Raw genomic sequence first — 24702 nt, forward strand, 5'->3', positions numbered from 1 at the left:
GGCGAATAACCGCTTGCGGTTATCCGCCATTCCCCTGGTTTTTCTCGTGCCGTGATGGGACAGGGTTGTCGCGGTCCGTCGCGGAGGATACGGGGATATCCGTTGATGGCGTCTCGCCCGAGCCTCAGTGCGAGGTTCCCTCCGCATAGCCGATCTTGTTGCCGACGTTGTACTTGCCCGACGGCTTGTTCATCGGCAGTCGCTTCACTTCCTCCAGGCTGTGCGCGTCGTAGACCACCAGCGCGCCGTCGCGGTCCCAGACGCTGAGCAGGGCGTAGCGGCCGTCGCGGGTGAACTCGACGTGGCCGGCCACCTTGCCCGGGCTGGGGCGCAGGCGATGGGCGATTTCCAGGGTCTGCTTGTCGATCAGCAGGATCTCGTCGTGTTTCTTGCCAAGGAAGGTATCGGTCCAGGCGTAGGGCGAGTCGGCATGGCTGCGCATGAAGAAGCCGGGGCCGTCGGTGACGATTTCCTTCAACGGCTTCCAGTTTTGCAGGTCGATCACCGAGATCACCCCGCGGCTGATGTTCGGCGTAGCGAACACCCAGCGCCCGTCGCGCTTCCAGTAGATGCCCGAGCCGAGGTGCGGCATGCCCGACAGCGGGATCGAGGCGACCCGCGCGCCGCTGTCCAGCTCGATCACCTCGCCGCCCCTGGCCTGCCGCGAGCTGCCCAGCAGGTAGCGGTAGTCGGGGCTGAAGGAGAAGTCGTCGAGGTAGTCGGCGACCGCCAGCCGTTTCGGCGCGACCGGCTTGCCGTCGGCATAGGGCAGCTCCCACAGCTCGTGGACGTCCTTCAGGGCGACCACGAAGCTGTGCCGCGGCGGTGCCGTGTATACCGCGCTGACCCGCGAGGCCTGGCCCTGGGCGTCGGCCGCCGGGATGACCTGCACCAGGGAAAGGTCGCGGGCATCCAGCAGCACCAGGTTGCCGGGCAGGTAGTTGCCCACCAGGATCCAGCGCCCGTCGTCGCTGACCGCCAGGTTGCGCGTGTTGAGGCCGGCGCGGACCTCGGCGACCACCTTCAGGTTGTACAGGTCGTAGAGGGTCACCCAGCCGTCGCGCGAGGCGAAGTACACCAGGCGCCCGTCCGGGGAGAACTTCGGACCTCCGTGCAGGGCGTAGCGCGAGGGGAAGCGGGCGATGGGCTCGAAGCGATCGCCGTCGAGGATGGTCACGTGGTGGTCGCCGGACTCCACCACCACGAACAGGTTCAGCGGGTCGGCCTCGAAGCGGGGCCTGGACGGCAGGGTGGCGAGGGGATGCGGCTGAACCTGGCTGGCCCGGATGTCCTCGGCGCTCCACTGCGGTTCGCGCGGCGGCGTCTGGTAGAGATAGGCGACCAGGGCGTCCGCCGCGGCGTCGTCCAATTGACCGGCAAAGCCGGCCATCTGGGTTGCCGGGCGACCGTGCAGGATCACCTCGCGGGCCTGCGCCGGCTTCAGCCGCGAAAGGCTTTCCGGGAGCAGGGTCGGGCCGCTGCCGCCGAGCCGTCCGGCGCCGTGGCAGGCCTGGCAGTGCTGGCGGTAGAGCGCTTCCCCCGGCGCTTCGCCGGCCTGCGCGGGGGAGCCGAGGAGCAGGCCGAGGGCGAGGCCGATCAGGCGCATGCGACGGCCTCGCGGCTGACCGGCGAGCCGGCGCCCAGGTATGAAGGATGCGCCATCGCGCGCTCGGCGAAGAGCGCCACCACCTGGCCGACGACGATCAGCGTCGGCGGCTTCAACTGGTAGCGTCGCGCCAGCGCCGGCAGCTCGGCAAGGGCGCCGCGGGTCACCTGCTGGCCCGCCTGGGTGCCCTGGCTGACCAGCGCCGCCGGGGTGTCGCTGGCGAGGCCGTGCTCGACCAGGCGCGCGGCGATCTCGGCGAGGTTGCCCAGGCCCATGTAGAACACCAGGGTCTGCTTGCCACGCGCCAGGCCGGCCCAGTCGAGGTCGAGGCGGCCGTCGTTCTGCAGGTGGCCGGTGACGAAGGTGCAGGACTGGGCGAGGTCGCGGTGGGTCAGCGGGATGCCGGCGTAGGTACTGCAACCGGAGGCGGCGGTGACGCCGGGGACCACCTGGCAGTCGACGCCGGCTTCGAGCAGGCGCTCCAGCTCCTCGGCGCCGCGACCGAAGATGAACGGGTCGCCGCCTTTCAGGCGGACCACCCGGCGTTGCTGCCGGGCCAGGCGCACCAGCAGCTCGTTGATTTCTTCCTGCGGCAGGCTGTGGTGGCCGCAGCGCTTGCCGACGTAGATGCGCTGGCAGCTTTCCGGCAGAAGGGCGACCAGTTCGCGGGCGACCAGGCGGTCGTAGACCACCACCTCGGCCTGTTGCAGCAGGGCCCAGGCGCGCAGGGTGAGCAGGCCCGGATCGCCGGGGCCGGCGCCGACCAGGGCGACGCTGCCGGCAGGGAAATCGACATCGAGGAGGGACGGCGGAATCACGGTAGTGTTCATGAGGCTTTCCTTAGACGGCGTGCAGCGCGATGCGCTCGAGGCCGATTTCCTGATCGCTGAGGTAGCAGCCGGGGTCTTCGCCCCAGAGTTCTCCGCCGGCCCAGGCGCGGGTGCGGGTGTTGCCGTTGCAGATGTCCAGCCAGCGGCATTGGCTGCAGCGCCCGACCACCGGTCGCGGGCGCTGGCGCAGTTGCAGGAGCAGCGGGTCGGGGCGCTCGAACCAGAAGTCGGCGAAGCGCTGATGGCGGATGTTGCCGACGCTGTGGTGCCACCAGTAGCTGTCCGGATGCACCTCGCCGGTGTTGTCGATGTTGGCGATGCCCTCGCCCGAGGCGTTGCCGCCCCAGTCCAGCAGCAGCTCGCAGAGACGCGCCAGTTGCTGCGGGCGGCGGCGCTTGAGCCAGTCGAGGAGAAGGATCGCGTCGGCGTCGTTGTTGCCGGTGACGAAGTCGCTGTCGCGCCCCTGCCGGATGTCCTCGTCGGCCCGTTCGAAGAGCTGCGCGAGGGCCTCGCGGGTGCGCCGGTGGTGGGCGTCGAGGGCGCGGCTGCGGCGGCCGCGGCCACTGTAGTTGAGGTGCGAGAGGTAGAACTTCTGCACGTCGAGTTCGCGCATCAGGTCGAGCAGTGCCGGTAGTTGCGCGGCGTTCTCCTCGGTCAGGGTGGTGCGCATGCCGACGCGGATATCCGCCTCGCGGCACAGGCGCATGGCCGCCAGCGCGGCGTCGAAGCTGCCCTGCTTCTGGCGGAAGCGGTCGTGGGTCTCGCGCAGGCCGTCGAGGCTGATGCCGACGTAGTCGAAGCGGGCCTCGGCGACGCGCTGGATGTTGCCTTCGTCGATCAGCGTACCGTTGCTCGACAGCGCCACGAACATCCCGGCCTGGCGCGCATGGGCGGCGATCTCGAAGAGGTCCGGGTGCATCAGCGGCTCGCCGCCGGAGAGGATCAGCACGCGCACTCCGGCGGCGCGCAGGTCGTCGATGCCGCGAAGGATTTCCGCGGTCTCCAGCTCGCCACGGAAGTCGCTGTCGGCGGAGGTGGAGTAACAGTGCTTGCAGGTCAGGTTGCAGCGCCGCAGCAGGTTCCAGATCACCACCGGGGCGCGCCTGCCGCCGGCGCGGCGCGGCGTCGGCGCGTCCTCGGCGAGGCTGCGCAGGTAATGGCTGATCCTCAGCATGGACGTTCCTCCTTCTGCGCCAGGCGCAGGCCGGTCTTCTTCAGGATGCGGCTGCTCACCAGCATCTCGTCGGCGCGACAGTCCTCGCCGAGCAGCAGGCGGATCTGCTGGCGATAGCCTTCGATCTCCGCTTCGCTGCGGCCGTGAACCATGGCGAACAGGTTGTAGCGCCACTGCGGCAGATGGCGCGGGCGCCGGTAGCAATGGCTGACGAAGGACAGCCCGCCGACCAGCCGGCCGAGGCGTTCGATGCGTTCGTCGGCGACGTCCCAGACGGTCATGCCGTTGTGCCGGTAGCCAAGGCGATAGTGGTTGGGCACCGCGGCGATGCGCCGGATCACCCCGGCGTCGCGCAGGCGCTTCAGCAGCGCCAGGGTCTCCGCCTCGCTCAGCCGCAGTTGCGCGGCGATCCACGCCCAAGGGTCGGCGACCAGCGGCAGGCCGGCCTGGGTCAGTTCGATCAGGCGGCGGGCGAGCAGGGCGTCAGAGGGGGAAATGCAGGCCGACATGGTAGGTCGCCTCCTTGGGCAGGTCGAGTACCGCCAGCCCGCTCTCGCGCTCCAGCCGTGCGAGGGTCTCGGCGACCTCCGCCGGGCTGTCGCAGGCGACCACCAGCCACATGTTCAGGGCGTGCTCGCGACGGTAGTTGTGGGCGACCTGCGGCCAGCCGGCGAGCAGCGCGGCGATCTCTTCGAAACGCGCCTCCGGCACGCTCATGGCGGCCAGGGTGAAGGCACCGCCGAGGGGCTCGATATCGAACAGCGGACCGAAGCGGGTCAGGGTGCCGTCGTCGAGCAGGTCGTCGAGGCGGCGCAGGATGTCTTCCTCGCGGCAATCCAGCTCGGCGGCGAGCAGCGCGTAGGGATGCGGCTCCAGCGGCAGGCCGTGTTGCAGGCGGTTCAGCAGGCGCCGGTCGAACTCATCCATGGCGGCGCTCCAGGTCGGCCGGCGGCGCGGTGTAGCGGCCGCCGCACTGCTTGTAGGCGCGCAGGCTGAACAGCCAGCGGTGCGGTGTCTGGCGCAGGGCGTGGCGCTCCAGCAGCGCCTCGATCTGGCGTTCCACTTCGCCGCGCTCGCGGCCGTGGATCATGCAAAACAGGTTGTATGGCCACATCGGCAGGCGACGCGGGCGGCGGTAACAGAGCGAGATGATCGTTTCGTGGGCGAGGGCGCGGCCGACGGCGTCGACCTCCGCGTCGGCGACGTCCAGCACCAGCATGGCGTTGGCGGTATAGCCCAGGGCGCGGTGGTGGAGGATCACCCCGAAGCGGCGGAACAGGCCGTCTTCGTCCCAGCGGCGGACCTGTTCCAGCACTTCGTCTTCGCCGGCGCCGATGCGTTCGGCGAGCACCCGGTAGGGCCGGCTGGCCAGCGGCAGGCCCTGTTCCAGCAGGTAGCGCAGGTGTTGCCGCTGCGGCGCGGCGAGGGGTTCGACGGGGTTCATCGGCTGGCCTCCAGGGGAAACGCGAGGTCGATGCAGTAGGCTTCCTGCATCGGCAGGTCGAGGGGTTGCAGGCCGGTGTCGGCGGCGATCTCCGCCAGTACCCGGTCGAGTTGCGCGCGGTCGCCGGCGGTGAGCACGAACCACAGGTTGTAGCGGTGTTCGCGCTGGTAGTTGTGGTTGACCTCGGCGTACTGGCTGATGCGCTCGGCGACCCGTTGCAGACGCTCCTCGGGCACCGCCAGGGCAGCCAGGGTGCTGGCCCCGGCGCGTTGGTGGCGGAGCACCGGGCCGACCCGCGACAACGCGCCGTCGGCTTCCAGGCGACGCAGCCGTTCGAGCACCTCGGCTTCGCTGCAACCCAGGGTCTCGGCCATCCGTCGATAGGGGGCCGCGCAGATCGGCAGGCCTTTCTGGTAGCGGGCGAGGAGGCGGCGGGAGAGGTCGTCCATGGTGCCTCCTAGAGTCCGATGTGCTGGGCGCGGTGGCTGAAGAAGATGCCGCTCGGGCTGCGGGCCGGAAGGCTGCCGATGCGCTTCAGGCGGTACGGGTCCCAGACCTGCAACTGGTCGGCGTCGCGCACCGAGATCCAGACCTGGTCGCCGCGCCCGCTGAATTCCATGTGCAGTACGCCGGGGCCAGGGCGCAGGGTTTCGATCACTTCGTGGGTCTCGCTGTCGATGACCTGCACCTTGTCGTTGTCCGGGTAGGCGAAGTTGACCCAGATCTGCCGGTCGTCCGGTCGAGTCATGACGAACACCGGCTGGCCGGCGACGTCGATGGCGTCGGTCTGCTTCCAGTCGCGCGCGTCGAGCACCAGCACCTGGTGATGGCCGACCGCCGGGACGAAGGCCTGGTCGCTGGCGATGGTCCAGCCCTCCAGGTGCGGCATCTTGTACACCGGCAGCTTGCGTTGGCCGCGGCCGTAGTCGCCGAGTACGCGCCTGACGCCGCGCTCCGGGTGCCAGAGGTCGAGCTGGGCCATGCCGTCCTCGCCGAACAGCCCGGCCATGTAGTAGCGCCCGTCGGGGCTGATGAGGGCGTCGTAGGGTTGCTTGCCGATATCGCGGAAGCGGGTCAGGTGCGGCGTGTCGCCCTGGCTGAAGTCGGCGATCCAGATCTCGCCGCTGTCGAACAGGCTGAACACGAAGCGCTGCCCGGGCGCGTCGACCAGGCCGACCACCCGGGAGTTCCTGTCCTGGCCGGGGAGGCGGGTGGCGGGAATCTCGGCGACCAGCTCCAGGGTGCGACTGTCGAACACCTTGACCCCGCCCGGCTCGTAGTTGGATACCGCGACCAGCCGACCGTCCTGGCTGATCGCTCCGCCGATGCTGTTGCCGCCCTGGATCAGGCGCTTGTCGATGCGCTGGGCCAGCAGGTCGAGCTTGGTCAGGCCGCCGTCGCGACCGAATACGTAGGCGTAGCGCTGGTCGCGGGAGAACACCAGGGAGGCGTGGGACAGGTCGCCGAGGCCTTCGACCCGCGCCAGCGAGGTCTTCGCCGTGCCGTCGAGGATCTGCACGCTGCCGTCGGCGCGTTCGATCAGCACGCCGAGGTCGCCGCTGCCGCGCAAGGGCGGCTGCTGGCTACAGCCGGCGAGCAGGGCGAGGAAAAGCGGCGCGAGGGGACGCAGGTTCATGGGGCGATCTCTCCTTCGATCAGGCGGTCCACCAGCCAGCCGGCGTCGTCTTCGCTGAGCAGGCCGGCCCAGGGGGGCATCGGGGTTTGCGGACGGCCCATGAGCACGGTGGCGACCAGCGATTCGCGCGGCTTGCCGCGCAGGGCCTCGGGGGTCAGCGCCGGGCCGAGGCCGCCGGTCAGGCGCAGGCCGTGGCAGGAGCCGCAGTCCTGCAACAGCAGGTGACGCAACTGGGCCTGGCGACGGGCATCGGGATGCTCGTCGGCCAGGCCCGGAAGAGGACAGGCGAACGTCAGCGCGAGGGCCAGCCACAAGGCGTGGCTGGCGGCGCGCCGGAAGTCCGGAGGGGCGTTCATTTCTGCGACAGGACCCACTTCGCCAGGGTCTGCGCCTCGTCGTCGCTGACCGCGTTCGGCGGCATCGGGATCGGGCCCCAGACGCCCTGGCTGCCGTTCTTGATCCGCTGCGCGAGTTCCGCTTCGGCGCCGGCCTGGCCGGCGAACTTGGCGGCGACGTCCTTGTAGGCCGGGCCGACCATCTTGGTGTCGATGGCATGGCAGGCCACGCAGCCCTTGTTCTTGAACAGCACTTCGGGGTCTTCGGCCCAGGCGCCCTGGGCGAGCAGGGTGCCGGTGGCGAGCAGCGAAAGCAGTGCGTACGGTTTCATCACGGTTCCTCGTAGGGGGGAGCGTGCGGGGCGTGCCCCGCACGCGGGTCTCAGTACACGTCGTGCTGGGTGTTGTAGACGTTGAACTTGCCGGTCGGGGTGATCAGCCGCGGGTCCTTGACCACGGCCTTGAGCTTCAGGGTCTTGTCGTCCACCACCACCAGCGCGGAGCTGTCGTTCTTGCCGTTCCACACCGAGAACCAGACTTCATCGCCGCGCTTGTTGTACTCGGGCTGCACCACCCGCTTGGCGCCTTCGCCGAGATCGGCCCATTCGGCGATCGGCAGCACCTGGTACTTGGCGTCGAGGTTCTTCAGGTCGAACACCGCGACGCTCTGGCTGATCCTGGCGTCGGGGTTGAAGGTGGTGTCGACGTAGAGGTGCGAGGACTTCGGATGGGTCTTGATGAACAGCGAGCCGCCGCCCTGGCCCTGTAGTTCGGCGACTTTCTTCCAGGCGTACTGCGGATGGTTCTTCGGATCGGTGCCGATCAGCGAGATGCTGCCGTCGCCCAGGTGGCTGGTGCTCCACACCGGGCCGTACTTGGGATGTACGAAGTTGGCGCCCCGCCCCGGGTGCGGGGTCTTGCCGACGTCGACCAGGGCCGACAGGCGACGGTCCTTGGAGTCGATCACGGCAACCTTGTTGGAGTTGTTGGCGGCGGTCATGAAGTAGCGGTGGCTGCTGTCCCAGCCGCCGTCGTGGAGGAACGGCGCCGCACCGATGCTGGTGACGGTGAGGTTGTCGATATCCTTGTAGTTGACCAGCAGGACCTTGCCGGTCTCCTTCACGTTGACGATGAACTCGGGGTGCTCGTGGGAGGCGATGATCGCCGCCACGCGCGGTTCCGGGTGGTAGGTCTGGGTGTCTACGGTCATGCCGCGGGTGGAGACGATCTGCTTCGGCTCCAGGGTCTCGCCGTCCATGATCGCGAACTGCGGCGGCCAGTAGGCGCCGGCGATGGTGTAGCGGTCCTCGTAGCCCTTGAACTTGGAGCTTTCCACCGAGCGCGCCTCGATGCCGATCTTGATCTCGGCGACCTTGGTCGGCTCCTTGGCCCACAGGTCGATCATGTCGATCCGCGCGTCGCGGCCGATCACCAGCAGGTAGCGGCCGGAAGCGGACATCCGCGAGATATGCACGGCATAGCCGGTATCGATGACCTTGACGATCTTCTTGCTGTCGCCGTCGACCAGGGCGATCTGCCCGGCGTCGCGCAGGGTCACCGAGAACAGGTTGGGCAGGTCGAGGTCGTTGAGCTGTTTCTTCGGCCGGTCCTCCGGCTTCACCAGCACCTTCCACGATTCGCGCATCTCCGGCATGCCCCACTCCGGCGGTTGCGGCGGGGTGTGCTGGATGTACTTGGCCATCAGGGTGATCTGTTCCTTGCTCAGCTCGCCGGAGCTGCCCCAGTTCGGCATGCCCAGCGGGGTGCCGTAGGTGATCAGCGCTTCCAGGTATTGCTGGCCGCGTTGCTGGGTGATGTCCGGGGTCAGCGGCTTGCCGGTGGCGCCCTTGCGCAGGACGCCGTGGCAACCGGCGCAGCGTTGGAAGTAGATCTGCTTGGCCTCGTTGAACTCGCTTTCACTCATGTCGGGGGCACCGTTGGTGCGCACCACGTGAGCGGGATCGACGGCGGAAGCGGCACCCTGGTATTGCTCGGCGGCTTTCATGTCGTCCTTGGCGTGAGCGGTGGCCAGGCCCAGCAGCGTCAGCGAGGCGAGCAAGGTGCCCGCCAGTGGCTTGCCAAATGGCATGGTCTATCTCCTCAGGAGCCCTGCGAGGCGCTCCCTTAGCAGTGTTTTGGGGGTGGCTGCGTCGGGAACTCCCGGGAATTCATGGCGCGAAAGGATCATAGAAAGCAGGGTCTTTACCCTTGCTTGACCGGAATCAAGATTGCGTTGCTTTGCGCTTGTGGCACCTTCCAACTGTGAATAGCGTGCGGTCCTAATCCCTAGCGCAGGAGTAGGACATGCGGGACGCGACACCCTTCTACGAGGCCACCGGCCATGAGATCGAAGTCTTCGAGCGCGCCTGGCGGCACGGCCTGCCGGTATTGCTCAAGGGCCCCACCGGTTGCGGCAAGACCCGCTTCGTCCAGTACATGGCGCGGCGCCTGGAACTGCCGCTGTACAGCGTCGCCTGCCACGACGACCTGGGCGCCGCCGACCTGCTCGGCCGCCATCTGATCGGCGCCGACGGCACCTGGTGGCAGGACGGCCCGCTGACCCGCGCGGTGCGCGAAGGCGGTATCTGCTACCTGGACGAAGTGGTGGAGGCGCGCCAGGACACCACGGTCGCCATCCACCCGCTGGCCGACGACCGCCGCGAGCTGTACCTGGAGCGCACCGGCGAGACGTTGCAGGCGCCGCCTTCGTTCATGCTGGTGGTGTCCTACAACCCCGGCTACCAGAACCTGCTCAAGGGCCTGAAGCCCAGCACCCGGCAGCGTTTCGTCGCGTTGCGCTTCGACTACCCGGCGGCGCAGCAGGAGGCACGCATCCTGGTCGGCGAGAGCGGTTGTGCCGAGACCCTGGCGCAGCGCCTGGTGCAGTTGGGCCAGGCGCTGCGGCGGCTGGAGCAGCACGACCTGGAGGAAGTCGCCTCGACCCGCCTGCTGATCTTCGCCGCGCGCCTCATCGGCGACGGCATGGACCCGCGCGAGGCGTGCCGGGTGGCGCTGGCCGAACCGCTCTCGGACGACCCGGCGACGGTGGCGGCGCTGATGGACATCGTCGATCTCCATGTCGCCTGATACCGTCGAGCGGCGCCTGCCCGGCGACCTGGCGATGTGGTTCTTCATCCTCGCCGAACTCAGCGTGTTCAGCCTGCTGCTGCTGGCGTTCGCCGGCGCCCAGGCCTGGCAGCCGGAGCTGTTCCGTGCCGGCCGGGAGCAACTGGATAGCCGCTGGGGCCTGTTGCTGACCGTGGCCCTGCTCAGCTCCGGCTGGCTCGCCGCGCTGGCGGTGCATGCGGTGCGCCGCGGACGGCCGCGCCAGGCGAGCGGCTGGTTGCTGGCGGCGCTGCTGCTGGCGCTGGTCTACGTCGGCCTGAAGCTGCACGAGTACGGGCGGCTCGCCGATCTCGGCCTGGACATCGAGCACGACACTTTCTTCACCCTCTACTGGTGCCTGACCGGCTTCCATTTCCTCCACGTCCTGCTCGGCCTGCTGATCCTCGGCTGGCTGGCGCAGGCCTGCTGGCGCCGGTGTTATACGCCGCAGGCTTGCTCGGGACTGGAGTCGGGAGTGCTCTACTGGCACATGGTCGACCTGGTCTGGGTGCTGCTGTTCCCGCTGGTCTACGTCCTGCAATGAGGTGCCGATGCGAACCCTGACCCTCTGCTGGCTGGCGTTGCTGGCGCTGGCCGTGACCGGTGTGCTGCTGGGCGGCGCCGGCGACTCTCCCTGGCTGCTGGCGGCGGTGCTGGCCTGCGCGGTGGCCAAGGGTTGGCTGATCGGCGAGCGCTTCATGGAGCTGGCCCATGCCCCGGCGCTATGGCGCCGCCTGCTGCTGGCCTGGCCGCTGCTGATGGCCCTGGCGGTGGGCGCTGCGCTGTACCTGGCGCGGATGAATAACTGAGTAAATCGTTCGGGAATCTTGATTGCCATCAAGCGGGTTCGCCGCCGCCGCTTCCTAGAATCGCCGCACCACCCATTCCAGGAGGCCGCATGTCCGAGACCTTTACCAAAGGCATGGCCAGGAACATCTATTTCGGCGGGAGTGTGTTCTTCATCCTGCTGTTCCTGGCCCTGACCTACCACACCGAGAAGACCCTGCCCGAGCGCACCAACGAGGCCGCGATGAGCGCCGCGGTGGTGCGCGGCAAGCTGGTCTGGGAGCAGAACAACTGCGTCGGTTGCCACACCCTGCTCGGCGAGGGCGCCTACTTCGCGCCGGAGCTGGGCAACGTGGTCGGACGCCGTGGCGGCGAGGAGGGCTTCAACACCTTCCTCCAGGCCTGGATGAAGATCCAGCCGCTGAACGTGCCGGGCCGCCGCGCCATGCCGCAGTTCCATCTCAGCGAGGGCCAGGTCGACGACCTGGCCGAGTTCCTCAAGTGGAGCTCGAAGATCGATACCAACCAATGGCCGCCGAACAAGGAGGGTTGATGATGTCGCCCAATGGCTCCCTGAAATTCGCCTCGCAGGCGGTCGCCAAACCCTACTTCGTGTTCGCCCTGATCCTCTTCGTCGGGCAGATCCTGTTCGGCCTGATCATGGGCCTGCAGTACGTGGTCGGCGACTTCCTGTTCCCGGCGATCCCCTTCAACGTCGCGCGCATGGTGCACACCAACCTGCTGATCGTCTGGCTGCTGTTCGGCTTCATGGGCGCTGCCTACTACCTGGTGCCGGAGGAGAGCGACTGCGAGCTGTACAGCCCGAAGCTGGCCTGGATCCTGTTCTGGGTATTCGCCGCCGCCGGCGTGCTGACCATCCTCGGCTACCTGCTGGTGCCCTACGCCGGCCTGGCCAGGCTCACCGGCAACGAACTGTGGCCGACCATGGGCCGCGAGTTCCTCGAACAGCCGACCATCAGCAAGGCGGGCATCGTGATCGTCGCCCTGGGCTTCCTGTTCAACGTCGGCATGACCGTGCTGCGCGGGCGCAAGACCGCCATCAGCATGGTCCTGATGACCGGCCTGATCGGCCTCGCCCTGCTGTTCCTGTTCTCCTTCTACAACCCGGAAAACCTCACCCGCGACAAGTTCTACTGGTGGTGGGTGGTGCACCTGTGGGTGGAAGGCGTGTGGGAACTGATCATGGGTGCGATCCTCGCCTTCGTGCTGGTGAAGATCACCGGGGTCGACCGCGAGGTGATCGAGAAGTGGCTCTACGTGATCATCGCCATGGCGCTGATCAGCGGCATCATCGGCACCGGCCACCACTACTTCTGGATCGGCGTGCCCGGCTACTGGCTGTGGCTCGGCTCGGTATTCTCGGCGCTGGAGCCGCTGCCGTTCTTCGCCATGGTGCTGTTCGCCTTCAACACCATCAACCGCCGCCGCCGCGACTATCCGAACCGCGCGGTCGCGCTGTGGGCCATGGGCACCACGGTGATGGCCTTCCTCGGCGCGGGAGTGTGGGGCTTCATGCATACCCTGGCGCCGGTCAACTACTACACCCACGGCACCCAGCTCACCGCCGCCCACGGCCACATGGCCTTCTATGGCGCCTACGCGATGATCGTAATGACCATCATCTCCTACGCCATGCCGCGCCTGCGCGGGATCGGCGAGGCGATGGACAACCGCTCGCAGGTCCTGGAGATGTGGGGCTTCTGGCTGATGACCGTGGCGATGGTGTTCATCACCCTGTTCCTCTCCGCGGCCGGGGTGCTGCAGGTCTGGCTGCAACGGATGCCGGCGGACGGCGCGGCGATGACCTTCATGGCCACCCAGGACCAGCTGGCGATCTTCTACTGGCTGCGCGAAGGCGCCGGGGTGGTGTTCCTCATCGGCCTGGTCGCCTACCTGCTGAGCTTCCGGCGCGGCAAGGCGGCCGCCTGAGATGGCCTTCGCCGTCGAGCTGGAGGAATGGGTCGGCGCCCACTGGCACCGCTTCATCACCCGCCATGCCAGCGGCGAGTTCGAGGCGGCGCGGGTGACCCTGGAGAGCATGCGGCGTCCGCTCGGCATGCTCTTCCGGGCGCTCGGCGGCGCACCGGGGGTAGCCCTCGAGGCGACCCCGGCGCGCCGCCTGCTGCTACGCCGCACCTGGTTGCAGCGGGTCGCCGGGACCTGCGAGCAGGCCCCGGTGTCCTGGTTCAACGGCGACAGCCTGCGCCTGCCGGAATCCCTCGCGGTCTATCCGCAGGCCGAGCTGAACCGCGAACTGTATCGCTGGCTGGCGCTGCTGGCGGCCAGCGCCGGGCCGCTGCGGCACTGGGCCCAGGACAACCAGCGCTGGGCGCGGCAGTTGCTCGATGCCTATCCGGCGCTGCGCCCGCGCTACGCCCGGCTGGTCGCCGCGCATCTGCGCCAGCGCCCGTCGCTGGACGATTGCCCGGCGGCAGACGCCGAACTGGAAATCGCCCTGCGCCGCGCGCTTGCCGAGCCGGGCAGCGTCGAGCGCTTCCCGCGAGTCGAGCGGGCGCCCTGGCCGGTGCCGCTGTGGCTGTATCCCGGCGAGTGCTGGACGCCTTCCGCCAGCGCGGAGGACGGCGAGGAAGCGGCCGCCGGCGCCGGCAAGCGCCAGGTCGCCCGCAGCGGAGCGCGCAAGCGCGCCGAGCGCGTCGAGGAACGCGACAGCGAACGCAACCTGCTGCTGTTCCGCCTGGAAAGCCTGCTCAGTTGGTCGGAGCACCTGGCCCTGGACCGCTGTAGCGACGACGAGGACGACCCGGACGGCGCGCGCGTCGCCGAAGACCTCGACTACCTGTCGCTGTCGCGCCAGCGCACGCAGAAGGGCGGCGGCCTGCGCCTGGATCTCGACCTGCCGGCCGCCGACTACGATGACCTGCCGCTCGGCCCCGGGCTGAAGCTGCCCGAGTGGGACTATCGGCAGCAGCGCCTGCTGAGCGACCACGGGCTGCTGCAACCGATGCGGCCGCGCGGCGCGACCAGCGCCAGCCTGCCGGCGCACCTGGAGAAGACCGCGCTGCATCTGCGCCGCCAGTTCGCCTGCCTGCGCGACGGTCGCCAACGCCTGCGCCAGCAGCCGCAAGGCGACGAGATCGACCTCGATGCCTGGCTCGACTTCCAGGTCGAGCGGCGGCGCGGCGGTTCCACCCAGCCAGGCCTGTTCCTCGAACAGCGGCCGCGCCGGCGCGACCTCGCCTGCCTGTTGCTGGCGGACCTGTCGATGTCCACCGAAGCCTACCTCGACGACCAGCGGCGAGTGATCGACAGCATCGTCGACAGCCTGCTGCTGTTCGGCGAGGCGTTGCAGGCACTGGGCGACCCCTTCGCGCTGTACGGGTTTTCCTCGGTGCGCCGGCAGCAGGTGCGCTGGCAGGTGCTGAAGGACTTCGACGAAGGCTACGGCGGCGAGGTCCGCGGTCGCGTGCTGGCGCTCTCGCCGGGCTACTACACGCGGATGGGCGCGGCGATTCGCCGGGCCAGCCAGGTGCTCGGCGGGCAGCCGCAGAAGCGTCGCCTGCTGTTGCTGTTGAGCGACGGCAAGCCCAACGACCTGGACCGCTACGAGGGCCGCTACGGCATCGAGGACACCCGCCAGGCGGTGATCGAGGCGCGCAGCCAGGGACTGGTGCCGTTCTGCATCACCATCGACAAGGAGGCGGCGGACTACCTGCCCTACCTGTTCGGCGCCGACGGCTTCGCGCTGGTCGAGCGCGCCGGGCAGTTGCCCGAGCGCCTGCTCCAGCTCTATCGGCGCCTGCGCCGCTGAGATGCCTCAGGGAGCATCGCGCGGCAACCAGAGCATCATGCCCAGGCAGAACAGCGCCAGCCCGACGCAGAACCAGGCGAAGCGCCGCTGCCGGCGACCCTGGAGCTGGCGCTGGGAAGCGCTGGGCAGTGGCATGCCGCACTGTTCGCAGGCGCTTTCCGCGCCTTCGGTTTCATGGAGGCAATACAGGCATTGGCGCATGGGCGTTCTCGCGGGCTCGACCCCGCCAGCTTGCCGGTGGACAGGCCGTGGCGCGCTTGACCGCGATCAAGCGGCGGGGCTGTTCACTCGAAGCACTCCAGGCGTTCGCGGTCGAGGATGCTGATTTCGCGGCCGTCGAGGCGGATGATGCCCTCGTCGCCGAGGCGGTGCATGATCCGCGAGAAGGTTTCCGGCTGGATCGACAGGTGACCGGCCACCAGTTGCTTGGCCACCGGGATTTCCACCCGGCAGTTCTCCCCCGGCGCGTGGGCGGCGAGGGTCAGCAGGTAGCGCACCACGCGGTGGGTGGCGTTCTTCAGGGAAAGCGTCTCGATCTCGTCGATGCGCTGGTGCAGGCGGGTGCTGAGCTTGGCCAGCAGGGCCAGGGCCAACGGGGTGTTGTCCTGCAACTGGCGCAGGTAGGCCTTGTTGGAGAAACGGAACAGCTGGCTGGGCACCACGGCCTGGGCGGTGGCCACGTAGTTCGGGGTGTCCATGAACATCATCGCCTCGGCGAAGGTGTTGCGTTCGTTGGTCACTTCGAGAATCTTCTCCTGGCCTTCCGGGGTCAGCCGGTAGATCTTCACGCAGCCGGAAATCAGGTAGTAGAAGGCGTGCGCCGGCTCGCCCTGGCGGAACACGTAGGCGCCCTTGTCGAGGTTGACCAGGTCGCTGCTGGCGAGCAGTTCCTGGAGCTGGACGGGAGAAAGCGGTTCGAACAGGTGGTGGCTTTGCAGCAACTGCTGGTGGACGCGCTGGAATTCCATGCTGGGAAGGCTCGCGATGATGAGGGGACTGCCCACTGTAGCGGGCCCGGCGCAGGTCATCTTGATGCACGGCAAGCTCGCGGCGGGTGGGCGCTGCCGTCGGTCCGGCGAGCGGAACTATTACAGCGTGTAAGCCAAGGCTTACAAACGGCGGTGGTTTTGGCTGCTTTCTCCCCCTCGCGGAGATGCGTAATCTTCAAACCGTCAGGACATTGCGCAGGAAGCGCCAAAGACAATACGGAAACTCAGGGAATCCACCATGGATGGTGGCGTAGCACGGATGTCAGGATAGAGGTCTGCAAAACCCCGCCCAAAAGGCGGGGTTTTTTATTGCCCGCGAAAAACCGCGTCGCTCAGACCACGCCTTCCAGCAGCGAGCGCAGCAGCTCGACGCTGGCGTGCTGGCGCTGCGCGTCGCGGTAGACCAGGCCGACCTTCAGCGGGATGCGCGGTTCGCTGAGCGGTTTCCACAGCAGCCGCTGGTTCGAGTGCATCTGCCGTGCCTTGCCCGGTAGAACGGTGGCGAAGCGGGTCTGCGGCAGGCTGTCGAGAATCCCGCTCATGTGGTTCAGTTCCGCCTGCACCCGCGGCCGCCGGCCGATCGCGGCGAGTTGCTCCTGCCAGATCTGGCGCGCACGGAACTCCTCGCCGAGCAGCAGCATCGGCAACTCCGCGGCCTGGGCCAGGGACACCTTCCTGAATTCCTTCAACGGGTGTTCCTCGGGGATCACCAGCTGCAATTCGTCTTCGTACAGCTCGACGCTGTGCAGGCCCGGCTGGCGCGGCGGCAGGAAACCGATGCCGATGTCCAGGTTACCGGTGAGCAGGCGCCGCTCGATGTCGATTCCCGACAGTTCGTAGATCTGCACCCGCAGGTGCGGCTGCGCGGCATGCAGGCGTTCGACCATGTACGGCACCAGGCTGGCGTTGACCGTCTGCAGCACGCCGATCGCCAGGCTGCGCGGGGTCTGCCCGCGGAATACGCGCATCGCCTCGCGGGCCCTTTCCAATCCCTCCAGCAGCGGTACCGCATGGTTGTACAGGGTGTGGGCGGCGACGGTCGGCAGCAGGCGCTTGCCGCTGCGCTGGAACAGCGAGACGTCGAGGTTCTGCTCCAACTGGCGGATCTGCTGCGAGAGGGCCGGTTGCGACAGGGCCAGGCGTTCGGCGGCGCGGCCGACGTGGCCTTCCTCGTAGAGCGCGACGAAATAGCGGAGTTGGCGAAAATCCATAAGCTGTTCTTATCGATGAAACTGGAAAATCGAAATGGAGTGGGTCCCGCGTGAGGCACTAGTCTAGCTGCATTGGCGGTACATCGGGTGGTCGCGGAGCAATGGAGCAGATAGTCGTAAACGGTGTTTTCATAGGTAAAGTCGAAGAAACCTGGGGCGGATTGGTCAGCGCGATCGACAAGCTGCCGGTCGAGCAGGAGTTCTGGCTGGGCCACGATGGCCTGCCCGGCGACGAACAGGCCGACATCCGCCACCACGGCGGCCTCGAGCGCGCTCTCCATCACTATCCCGCCGAGCACTACCGCTACTGGCGCAAGCGCCACCCGCTGAACCGCTGGCAACTGCCGGCGTTCGGCGAGAACATCTCGACCTACGGCATCACCGAAGCTGAGGTCTGCATCGGCGACCAGTTCCATTGGGGCGATGCCCTGCTGGAAGTCAGCCAGCCGCGTTCGCCCTGCTATCGCCAGGGCCAGCGCTGGAATCTTCCCGAGCTGCCCGACGAATTGCAGAGCGGCGGCCGCTGCGGCTGGTTCTATCGGGTCCTGCGCAGCGGCATGGTGACTCCCGGGGACCAGCTGAAGCTGGTCCAGCGGCATTACCCCGAACTGACCGTCGCCCGCCTATTGCAGTGGTATTTCGGCGATCCCCTGGAGCCTCTCGGGTTGCGCCAGATGATGGCCTGCGACGCGCTCTCCCAGCGTTGGCGCAAGACAGCGGCGAAACGCCTGTCCAGCGGCGTGGTGGAAGACTGGGGGCCGCGCCTGCGCGGGCCGTCGGATTACCGGGAGCATGCCTCTTGAGCGACTACCTGATCACCCTGAGCCAGTCCGGCCGGCTGTTGGCCAGCATGACGGTGAGCGCCGCGCGCTTTGCCGAGGTGCGCGAGCTGATGCGCCAGCGCTTCCCCGCCGGCGACGGCTTCGAACTGCGCTTCGAAACGCGCCGGGAAAAGCGTCGGCTGCTGGAGCAGGGGCCACAGGGCGTGCGCCTGCTGGCGGTGGAGTACATGACCGAGGAACTGAAAGATGGCTGATGCGCTGGATAGCCTGCGCCTGATGCGCACCCAGGAACGGCCCGAACAGGTGTTCGTCCGTGGCCAGGGCTCGTGGCTGTGGGACAGCGACGGACGCGCCTTCCTCGACTTCACCCAGGGCCTGGCGGTGAACTGCCTTGGCCACAGTCCCAGCGTGCTGGTCCAGGCCCTGGCCCGGCAGGCGCGGGAGCTGGTCAGCGCCGGCCCCTGCCTGCTCAACCGGCCGGTGCTGGCATTGGCGCAGCGCCTGTGCCTGGCGACCGGCAGCGACCAGGCCTACTTCCTCACCAGCGGCGCCGAGGCCAACGAAGCGGCCATCGCCCTGGCGCGCAAGTGGGGCCGCCTGCATCGCGGCGGCGCGCAACGGATCGTCAGCACTGTCAACAGCATCCATGGACGTACCCCGGGCACCCTGACGGCTTGTGGCAAGCCGGCGCAGCATGGCCTGGAGGGATTTGCCAGGGTGCCGTTCAACGACCTCGACGCCATGGCCGCGGCCATCGACGAAGAGACGGTGGCGGTGATGCTGGAGCCGGTGCAGGGCGATGCCGGGGTGATCCCGGCGACCCTCGACTACCTGCGTGGCATCGAGCGGCTGTGCCGGCAGCGTGGCGTCCTGTTGATCCTCGACGAGGTGCAGACCGGCATCGGCCGCTGCGGCGCGCTGCTGGCGGAGGAACTGTACGGGGTACGCGCCGACATCGTTACCCTCGGCAAGGGCCTCGGCGCCGGGGTGCCGCTGTCGGCGCTGCTGGCGCGTGGCAACGCCTGCTGCTTCGAACCGGGCGACCAGCTTGGCACCCACCACGGCAACGCGTTGATGACCGCTGCCGGGCTGGCGGTACTGAATACCGTGCTGGAGCCGGGTTTCCTGGAGCAGGTGCGCGAGCAGGGCACCCACCTGCGCGATGGCCTGGCCCGTGTCGCGCGTCGCTATGGGCATGGTCCGCTGCGCGGCCAGGGACTGTTCTGGGGGCTGCCGCTGATCGGCCAGCGCGCGCCGGCGGTGGTTCGCGCGGCGTTCGGCGAAGGCCTGCTGATCAACGCGCCGCAGCCGCACTGCCTGCGTTTTTCCCCGGCGCTGACGGTGAGCCGGGCCAACGTCGACGAAATGCTGCGGCGACTGGAACGGGCCCTGGCCCGGGTCGCCAACCGACACGAGGAGGTGGCCTGATGCGCGCCCTGGTATTGCAACACGTTCCCTTCGAAGGCAGCGCGCGGATCGGCGACTGGATCGGCCGCCACTGCGAGCACGAGCACGTCTGCTACCTCTACGCCGACGCCCACCTGCCTGCGCTGGACAGCTTCGACCTGCTGGTGGTGATGGGCGGGCCGATGAGCGTCCACGACGAAGCGCAATATCCCTGGCTGGTGGCGGAGAAGCGTTTGATCCGCGCGGCGCTGGATGCCGGCAAGAAGGTCCTCGGCATCTGCCTCGGCGCGCAGCTGCTGGCCCAGGCGCTGGGGGCTGCGGTACGCCCGGGACGCCAGGCGGAGATCGGCTGGTGGCCGCTGCACAGGTACAGCCAGGCGCTGGGCTCGCCGCTGGGCGAGCGCCTGCCGGAACGGCTGATGGCGTTCCACTGGCACGGCGAGACCTTCGACCTGCCGGCCGGCAGCGTGCCGCTCTATGGTTCGGCTGCCTGCGCAAACCAGGGCTTCATCTGGAACGAGCAGGCTATCGGCCTGCAATGTCACCTGGAAAGCACCGCGGAGAGCATCGAGGCGCTGCTCGATGCCTGCCCGCAGGACCTGCAACGGGAAGGGGCGGTGCAGAGCGCCGGGAGGATCCGCCAGGGTGTCGCGCATTGCCGCGAGGTGGCGCCGGTGCTGTTCCTGTTGCTCGATTACCTGGCGCATCGGCCGGCGGAGATCGCACGCCGGGCCTGATCGCCAGAAAGATTCCTCTGTCCTCGCATGCGCCTCCGGACGTCGTTTTGGTCCTGTGGGGCGCTTTTTTTATTCTAGGCTGCGTGCTTTCCCAACCAGGGCTCCAGTAGTGCCAGGTCGCGACGCAGGCTTTCGGCGAACAGGTGCAGGCGGGTGGGGTTGTCCAGCTCGCCGGGCTGGATGCCGACGAAGGTGAAGGTTTCGTCGTGCTCTCGGGCGGCGACATTGATACTGACGGTGCCGTCGTAGTGCATCCGGCACTGGCAGTCGTAGCCTTCCAGCGCCTGGTTCAGGCTGCGCTGGATCTCGCCGAGATCGGGGTGCTTGTTCTTGCTCATCGCATCGCTCATGCAAGGGGATGGGGCTTTCTTCTCGTGCAGGGCGAGTCGGGTGGATGCGTCGACGACCTCGGGACCGAGGGGCGGCGTAGCCTCCCGGCCGGCGCGGCGTCTGGGCTTCCCGCCCGGACATTGCTTCCTGTATCGCCAGGGTAGGGGTGCCTCCGCTATCGTTTCGCGATGCAAATGCACTAGCACCGCTAGTGCAATCGTCACGCGTGCGCGGTCAGGGCGGGCGGGCATCCTTGCTGCCCCCGGAAAATCGCTCCATCCAAGAGGAACAGCATGAACGACCAGGTACTGCGTACCCAGACCGACCGCCGCCAGTTGCAGCAGATCATCGCCGGTCTTACCGAAGGGGTGATCCTGATCGAGCCGGACCAGCGCATCCTCTGGGCCAACGAGGCGGCCCTGGCGATGCACGGCGTCGATTCGCTGGAAGGCCTGGGCGCCGATACCGGCGAGTATCGCGAGCGCTTTCGCCTGCGCTACCGCAACAATCATCCGCTGCAGGAGGGGCAGTACCCGGCCGAGCGCCTGGTGGCTGGCGAGTGCTTCAGCGACGTGGTGGTGGAAGTGTTTCCCGCCGCCGACGAGGACACCCGCTGGGTGCACCGCGTGCGCGGGCTGGTGCTGACCACCCCCGAGGACAAGCCCGACTGCCTGGTGCTGATCCTCCACGACGCCACCGAGTGGGCCAGCGCCGAGCAGCGCTTCGAGAAGACCTTCAATGCCAACCCGGCGCCGGCGGTGATCTGCCGGCTCAGCGACTACCGCTACGTGAAGGTCAATGTCGGTTTCCTGGAAATGACCGGCTATGCCCGCGACCAGGTGATCGGCCGTTCGGTGTACGAGCTGGACGTACTCGACCAGGCCGAGCGCCGCGAACTGGCGGTGGAGCGTCTGGGCGCCGGCGAGACCATCCCGCAGATGGAGGCGAGCCTGCGGGTGGCGGAGGGCGGACGCAAGTGCGTGGTGGTCGCCGGGCAGCCGATAGAGGTCGGCGAGGAGGCCTGCATGCTCTTCACCTTCACCGATCTCGAACCGCGGAAGAAGGCCGAGGAGGCCCTGCGCAAGAGCGAGGAGCGCTTCGCCAAGGCCTTCCGCATGGCACCGGTGCCGAGCCTGGTGCTGTGCGGCGACGACCTGCAGGTGCTGGACATCAACCAGGCCTTCAGCGAAACCTTCGGCTACCAGGCCGAGGAACTGCTCGGCGAGTCCACCGTCGCCTGCGGGCTGTGGCAGGACGGCGGCGCCGAGCGCCTGGGCGAGCTGCTGGCGCAGAGCGGCAGCGTGCGCAACGTCCAGCTGCGCCTGCAGCACAAGGATCGCAACGGCCTGGACTGCCTGGTCTCGGCCGAGGCGGTGAGCCTCAACGAGCAGGACTGCGTGCTGGTGGCCTTGCTGGACATCAGCGACCGGCGGCGCACCGAAATGGAGCTGGTGCACGCCATCGAGACGGTGATGCAGGACGCTTCCTGGTTCAGCCGCACCCTGATCGAAAAGCTCGCCAACGTTCGCCGCGCCAACGCGCCGGGCACCGGCGCCGAACTGGCCGACCTGACTGCGCGCGAGCGCGAGGTGTTCGACCTCATCTGCCAGGGCCTGGCGGACAAGGAGATCGCCAAGGAACTGGGCCTGGCGCCGAACACCGTGCGCAACCACGTGGCGACCATCTACGCCAAGCTCGATGTCCACAGCCGTGGCGAGGCCATCGTCTGGGCACGCGAACGCGGATTCGCGCCGGAGCCGCGCAACGGCAACGGGCGCAAATAAACGAAGAGGGTACGAATGCACCAGGGCGGCTGGTGCATTCGTACCTGTCGCCCGCTCCCGTCGGCGCCGACACTGGCGCAGCACGCCCGGCATGCCCCCGCCCGTGGTCGTGCACCTTTTCTCCGCGGCGCGAGCCGCGCCGTCCGCACGTCTGTTCCCCTCGCCAGTTTCGCTCTGGCGGGGGGCTTCCCGCCTCCTTTCGAATATTTGCCCCTCTGCCTCTGCTGGTGCGCGACGGCATCCTGCCGGCCGTTTGCGAATGCTCGGGACTGGTGTCGTGAAATTTTAAGTGTTATTTTTCATGAAAAATAAACAATATAATTTCACGGAGGTCGCGATGTTCCTGCAATCCAACGAGCATGTCGGCACTTACTACGCCGCCGTCTATCCCGAACTGATCCAGCCGCGCCAGTCCCTGGAGGGCGACCTCGACTGCGAGGTGCTGGTGGTCGGCGCCGGTTTCAGCGGCTTGCACACGGCGCTGCGGCTGGTCGAAGGCGGACGCCAGGTATGCGTCATCGAAGCCAGCCGGATCGCCTGGGCGGCCTCCGGGCGCAACGGCGGGCAGGCGCTGCCCGGCTGGTCCAGCGACCTGCCGCCGCTGGAGGCCGACCTCGGCTACGAAGGCGCACGCCGTCTCTGGGACGGCATGCTCTGGGCGGCCGGCGAGATGCGCGAGTTGCCGCAGCGACATGGCTTCGACTGCGACTACCGGGTCGGCCACCTATGGACGGCGATCCTGCCGCGCCGGGTCGGCCTGCTCTACGACTGGCAGGCCGAGGCCAACCGTCGCTGGGGCTACGAGGGGCTACGCTTCGTGGCGAAGGACGAGTTGCCCGAATGGATCGCCAGCGAGCGCTACCTTGCCGGTCTCTACGATCCCCACGCCGCACACCTGAATCCGCTCAAGCTGGCGTTCGGCCTGGCCGCCGCCATCGAGCGCGCCGGCGGGCGTATCCACGAGCGGACCCGGGCCCTGAACTATCGCGAGGAGGGCGACGGCTACCGGGTCCGTACCGAGCACGGCGAGATCCGCTGCGCGGCGCTGGTGCTGGCCTGCAACGCCTACATCGACGGGCTGGACAGCGAGCTGTCGCAACGGATGCTGCCGGTGGGCACCTATCAGGTCGCCACTGAGCCGCTCGGCGAGGAACGGGCGAAGTCGTTGCTGCCGCGCAACTGCTGCGTGACCGACAACCAGTTCGTCCTCGACTACTTCCGCCTGACCCCGGACCACCGCCTGCTGTTCGGCGGCGGCTGCACCTACCTGGGCGGCATGCCCAGCGACATCCGCGCCGCCACCCGGCCCTATCTCGAAAGGGTGTTCCCGCAGTTGCGCGGGGTGGCGCTGGAGTACGCCTGGGGCGGGCATATCGACTGCAGCATGCGGCGTACCCCAGACATCGGCCGGCAGGGCAACCGCTACTGGCTGCAAGGCTACTCCGGCCACGGCGTGCTGCCGAGTCTGGCGGCGGCCAGGGCGGTCAGCGACGCGCTGCTCGGCGACGACGAGACCCTGGCGCTATACCAGCGCCTGCGCAATCCGAAGTTTCCCGGCGGCCAGCGCTTCGCCGCGCCGCTGGAAGCCCTGGGCAAAGCGTATTACCGTTTGCGCGACCTGTTCTGAGAGGGCCCGGAGCCGAGATGAGCGAAGTAGCCGACGACCTGGCGGAGATCGCCAGCCTGGTGCGCGAATTGCGCAAGCGCAAGGGCATCACCCTGCAGGCACTGGCCGACGGCATTCGCCGTTCGGTGGGCTTCGTCTCCCAGGTCGAGCGCGGCCTTTCGCGGCCGGCGGTGGACGACCTGGTCGCCATCAGCCAGGTGCTCGGGGTGCCGGCGACCTACTTCTTCTGCTCGCCGAAGATCCAGGCCTCGCCCTGGGTGACCCGCCCGGGCGAGCGTCGGACCCTGGCCTACGCTCGTGGCGCCAGCGACAACCTGGTATCGCCGCGTCTCGGCGGCGCCTTCTTCATGCTCGAAACCTGCCTTGAAGCGGGTGCCGACAGCGGCGAGCGCGACCTGCTGGACAGCTCGGAGCAGGGCGGCTACGTGCTCGAAGGCGAGCTGACCCTGTGGCTGGAGGACGAGGAGCTGCGCCTGCAGGCCGGCGACGGTTTCCAGATTCCCAGCCATATGCGCAGCCGCTACGCCAACCGCAGCCAGGCGCCGGTCAGGGTGCTCTGGGTATACGCCTGACGAAGCGCGTTACCCGGTCGTTTGCCGGATAGCGGCGAAGACTTCCGGCATCGGCGAGAACCGTCGCCGACCGATGAAAAAAGCCCGAGGCACAGGCCTCGGGCTTTTCGTCACCAGCGTCCGGAGGCGCCGCCGCCGCCGCTGGAGCCGCCGCCACCGCGGAAGATGCTGCCACCGCCGCTGCCGCCTCCCCCACCGCCGCCGCGACTATTGAGGATGGCGCTGAGGATGGCCATCAGCACTTCGCCGGGAAGCAGGAACAGGGCGTAGATGAACAGGGTCGGCGCCAGTACGCCGAGACTGTCGTCCGCCGCGCGGTCGACGTTCTGCCACAGGCCCATGCTCAACAGCCAGGCCAGGCCGGCGACCGCCGCGCTGCAAAGCAGGAAGCGGCCGATGCTGCGCCGCCGCATCCACTGCAACGGCAGCAGGCGTCCGAGTAGGGCCACGGCGAGCAGGACCGCCACATAGACACCGAGGTAGACCGGGTTGCCCCAGAGCTGTCCGCTCAGGCCGCTCTTCTTTTTCGGCTCCGGCGGGGCGCTGTCATACACCTC

28 protein-coding genes and 1 pseudogene are annotated in these 24702 nt (G+C 68.2%); 13 read left to right on the forward strand and 16 right to left on the reverse strand.

Annotated features, from left to right (window positions below; translation table 11 throughout):
• Positions 1 to 124: 124 nt before the first annotated feature.
• The 11 genes from nirN to nirS are packed head-to-tail and all read right to left on the reverse strand — an operon-like array spanning position 125 to position 9114.
• A complete protein-coding gene (gene nirN / locus HMPREF2716_RS00750) occupies positions 125 to 1606 on the reverse strand; it encodes a dihydro-heme d1 dehydrogenase (RefSeq protein ID WP_023518303.1) in 1482 nt (493 codons plus the stop codon).
• On the reverse strand, positions 1597 to 2436 hold the full coding sequence (gene cobA / locus HMPREF2716_RS00755; RefSeq protein ID WP_043102184.1) for a uroporphyrinogen-III C-methyltransferase: 840 nt from the start codon (positions 2434 to 2436) through the stop codon (positions 1597 to 1599). The genes nirN and cobA overlap by 10 nt, the downstream gene beginning before the upstream one ends.
• Positions 2437 to 2446: 10 nt before the next feature.
• Positions 2447 to 3610: a heme d1 biosynthesis radical SAM protein NirJ gene (gene nirJ, locus HMPREF2716_RS00760; RefSeq protein ID WP_023518304.1), complete on the reverse strand. Its 1164-nt coding sequence runs from the start codon at positions 3608 to 3610 to the stop codon at positions 2447 to 2449.
• Complete coding sequence (locus HMPREF2716_RS00765; protein ID WP_003084858.1) at positions 3604 to 4119, reverse strand: siroheme decarboxylase subunit beta; 516 nt, start codon at positions 4117 to 4119, stop codon at positions 3604 to 3606. The genes nirJ and HMPREF2716_RS00765 overlap by 7 nt, the downstream gene beginning before the upstream one ends.
• Entirely contained in the window at positions 4094 to 4537 is a 444-nt protein-coding gene (locus HMPREF2716_RS00770; protein WP_003084860.1) for an Lrp/AsnC family transcriptional regulator, read from the reverse strand. The genes HMPREF2716_RS00765 and HMPREF2716_RS00770 overlap by 26 nt, the downstream gene beginning before the upstream one ends.
• The gene (locus HMPREF2716_RS29565) at positions 4530 to 5054 is read right to left on the reverse strand and encodes a siroheme decarboxylase subunit beta (protein WP_023518305.1); all 525 of its coding nucleotides are present in this window, start codon (positions 5052 to 5054) and stop codon (positions 4530 to 4532) included. The genes HMPREF2716_RS00770 and HMPREF2716_RS29565 overlap by 8 nt, the downstream gene beginning before the upstream one ends.
• Positions 5051 to 5503, reverse strand: a complete 453-nt coding sequence (locus HMPREF2716_RS29570) for an AsnC family transcriptional regulator (RefSeq protein WP_014602417.1) — start codon at positions 5501 to 5503, stop codon at positions 5051 to 5053. The genes HMPREF2716_RS29565 and HMPREF2716_RS29570 overlap by 4 nt, the downstream gene beginning before the upstream one ends.
• 8 nt (positions 5504 to 5511) lie before the next feature.
• Entirely contained in the window at positions 5512 to 6690 is a 1179-nt protein-coding gene (gene nirF / locus HMPREF2716_RS00785; protein ID WP_003084866.1) for a heme d1 biosynthesis protein NirF, read from the reverse strand.
• Positions 6687 to 7046, reverse strand: coding sequence for a cytochrome c55X (gene nirC / locus HMPREF2716_RS00790; RefSeq protein WP_003084870.1), 360 nt, complete (start codon positions 7044 to 7046; stop codon positions 6687 to 6689). The genes nirF and nirC overlap by 4 nt, the downstream gene beginning before the upstream one ends.
• A complete protein-coding gene (nirM, locus tag HMPREF2716_RS00795; RefSeq protein WP_003084872.1) occupies positions 7043 to 7357 on the reverse strand; it encodes a cytochrome C-551 in 315 nt (104 codons plus the stop codon). The genes nirC and nirM overlap by 4 nt, the downstream gene beginning before the upstream one ends.
• 50 nt (positions 7358 to 7407) lie before the next feature.
• Positions 7408 to 9114 carry a nitrite reductase gene (gene nirS / locus HMPREF2716_RS00800; RefSeq protein WP_003106104.1) on the reverse strand — a complete coding sequence of 569 codons (1707 nt, stop codon included), beginning with the start codon at positions 9112 to 9114 and terminating at the stop codon, positions 7408 to 7410.
• 215 nt (positions 9115 to 9329) lie between these two features.
• Between nirS and nirQ the strand changes: the two genes are divergently transcribed.
• The 6 genes from nirQ to HMPREF2716_RS00830 all read left to right on the forward strand — a co-directional run bounded on the left by nirQ (position 9330) and on the right by HMPREF2716_RS00830 (position 14706).
• On the forward strand, positions 9330 to 10112 hold the full coding sequence (gene nirQ / locus HMPREF2716_RS00805) for a transcriptional regulator NirQ (RefSeq protein ID WP_003113240.1): 783 nt from the start codon (positions 9330 to 9332) through the stop codon (positions 10110 to 10112).
• A gap of 34 nt (positions 10113 to 10146) precedes the next feature.
• A complete protein-coding gene (locus HMPREF2716_RS00810; protein ID WP_003118864.1) occupies positions 10147 to 10674 on the forward strand; it encodes a cytochrome c oxidase subunit 3 in 528 nt (175 codons plus the stop codon).
• Positions 10675 to 10681: 7 nt separating this feature from the next.
• Positions 10682 to 10939 carry a cytochrome C oxidase subunit IV family protein gene (locus tag HMPREF2716_RS00815; protein ID WP_003113239.1) on the forward strand — a complete coding sequence of 86 codons (258 nt, stop codon included), beginning with the start codon at positions 10682 to 10684 and terminating at the stop codon, positions 10937 to 10939.
• 89 nt (positions 10940 to 11028) lie between these two features.
• Entirely contained in the window at positions 11029 to 11469 is a 441-nt protein-coding gene (gene norC / locus HMPREF2716_RS00820; RefSeq protein WP_003084881.1) for a nitric oxide reductase subunit NorC, read from the forward strand.
• Entirely contained in the window at positions 11469 to 12866 is a 1398-nt protein-coding gene (gene norB / locus HMPREF2716_RS00825; RefSeq protein ID WP_003084883.1) for a nitric-oxide reductase subunit NorB, read from the forward strand. The genes norC and norB overlap by 1 nt, the downstream gene beginning before the upstream one ends.
• Before the next feature lies 1 nt (position 12867).
• Positions 12868 to 14706 (forward strand): nitric oxide reductase activation protein NorD, encoded by a 1839-nt coding sequence (locus HMPREF2716_RS00830; RefSeq protein WP_070621775.1) that lies wholly within the window; start codon positions 12868 to 12870, stop codon positions 14704 to 14706.
• 6 nt (positions 14707 to 14712) lie between these two features.
• Here HMPREF2716_RS00830 and HMPREF2716_RS00835 read toward each other — a convergent pair whose 3' ends face one another.
• The 3 genes from HMPREF2716_RS00835 to HMPREF2716_RS00845 form a co-directional block, all read right to left on the reverse strand.
• Positions 14713 to 14907, reverse strand: coding sequence for a hypothetical protein (locus HMPREF2716_RS00835; RefSeq protein WP_003101553.1), 195 nt, complete (start codon positions 14905 to 14907; stop codon positions 14713 to 14715).
• An 83-nt stretch (positions 14908 to 14990) separates the two neighbouring features.
• Entirely contained in the window at positions 14991 to 15674 is a 684-nt protein-coding gene (gene dnr, locus HMPREF2716_RS00840; RefSeq protein WP_003084891.1) for a transcriptional regulator Dnr, read from the reverse strand.
• Positions 15675 to 16027: 353 nt separating this feature from the next.
• The gene (locus HMPREF2716_RS00845; RefSeq protein ID WP_003084893.1) at positions 16028 to 16906 is read right to left on the reverse strand and encodes a LysR family transcriptional regulator; all 879 of its coding nucleotides are present in this window, start codon (positions 16904 to 16906) and stop codon (positions 16028 to 16030) included.
• Positions 16907 to 17007: 101 nt separating this feature from the next.
• On the opposite strand from HMPREF2716_RS00845, the gene HMPREF2716_RS00850 reads away from it, so the two are divergent.
• Genes HMPREF2716_RS00850 through HMPREF2716_RS00865 form a run of 4 tightly spaced genes read left to right on the forward strand, consistent with a single transcriptional unit; the run spans position 17008 to position 19832 of the window.
• Entirely contained in the window at positions 17008 to 17709 is a 702-nt protein-coding gene (locus HMPREF2716_RS00850; protein ID WP_003160865.1) for an MOSC domain-containing protein, read from the forward strand.
• A complete protein-coding gene (locus HMPREF2716_RS00855) occupies positions 17706 to 17942 on the forward strand; it encodes a hypothetical protein (RefSeq protein ID WP_003113233.1) in 237 nt (78 codons plus the stop codon). The genes HMPREF2716_RS00850 and HMPREF2716_RS00855 overlap by 4 nt, the downstream gene beginning before the upstream one ends.
• On the forward strand, positions 17935 to 19116 hold the full coding sequence (locus HMPREF2716_RS00860; RefSeq protein ID WP_003459342.1) for an aspartate aminotransferase family protein: 1182 nt from the start codon (positions 17935 to 17937) through the stop codon (positions 19114 to 19116). Before HMPREF2716_RS00855 ends, HMPREF2716_RS00860 begins: the two co-directional genes overlap by 8 nt.
• Complete coding sequence (locus tag HMPREF2716_RS00865; protein WP_003084901.1) at positions 19116 to 19832, forward strand: type 1 glutamine amidotransferase; 717 nt, start codon at positions 19116 to 19118, stop codon at positions 19830 to 19832. The genes HMPREF2716_RS00860 and HMPREF2716_RS00865 overlap by 1 nt, the downstream gene beginning before the upstream one ends.
• Positions 19833 to 19906: 74 nt before the next feature.
• Here the strand turns inward: HMPREF2716_RS00865 and HMPREF2716_RS29660 are convergent, their stop codons facing one another.
• Entirely contained in the window at positions 19907 to 20170 is a 264-nt protein-coding gene (locus HMPREF2716_RS29660) for a hypothetical protein (RefSeq protein ID WP_003084903.1), read from the reverse strand.
• Positions 20171 to 20455: 285 nt separating this feature from the next.
• On the opposite strand from HMPREF2716_RS29660, the gene HMPREF2716_RS00875 reads away from it, so the two are divergent.
• From HMPREF2716_RS00875 to HMPREF2716_RS00885, 3 genes are all read left to right on the forward strand, one after another.
• Positions 20456 to 21946 carry a helix-turn-helix transcriptional regulator gene (locus HMPREF2716_RS00875; RefSeq protein WP_003121801.1) on the forward strand — a complete coding sequence of 497 codons (1491 nt, stop codon included), beginning with the start codon at positions 20456 to 20458 and terminating at the stop codon, positions 21944 to 21946.
• Between the two features lie 337 nt (positions 21947 to 22283).
• On the forward strand, positions 22284 to 23573 hold the full coding sequence (locus HMPREF2716_RS00880; protein WP_023518307.1) for an NAD(P)/FAD-dependent oxidoreductase: 1290 nt from the start codon (positions 22284 to 22286) through the stop codon (positions 23571 to 23573).
• A 17-nt stretch (positions 23574 to 23590) separates the two neighbouring features.
• Complete coding sequence (locus HMPREF2716_RS00885; RefSeq protein WP_003101576.1) at positions 23591 to 24145, forward strand: helix-turn-helix domain-containing protein; 555 nt, start codon at positions 23591 to 23593, stop codon at positions 24143 to 24145.
• Positions 24146 to 24255: 110 nt separating this feature from the next.
• On the opposite strand, the pseudogene HMPREF2716_RS00890 reads toward HMPREF2716_RS00885, so the two are convergent.
• Positions 24256 to 24702 (reverse strand): annotated as a pseudogene (locus tag HMPREF2716_RS00890) (YgcG family protein); the annotation flags it as partial.

The sequence above is a fragment of the Pseudomonas sp. HMSC076A11 genome, assembly GCF_001810205.1.
Taxonomy (GTDB): Bacteria; Pseudomonadota; Gammaproteobacteria; order Pseudomonadales; family Pseudomonadaceae; genus Pseudomonas; species Pseudomonas aeruginosa.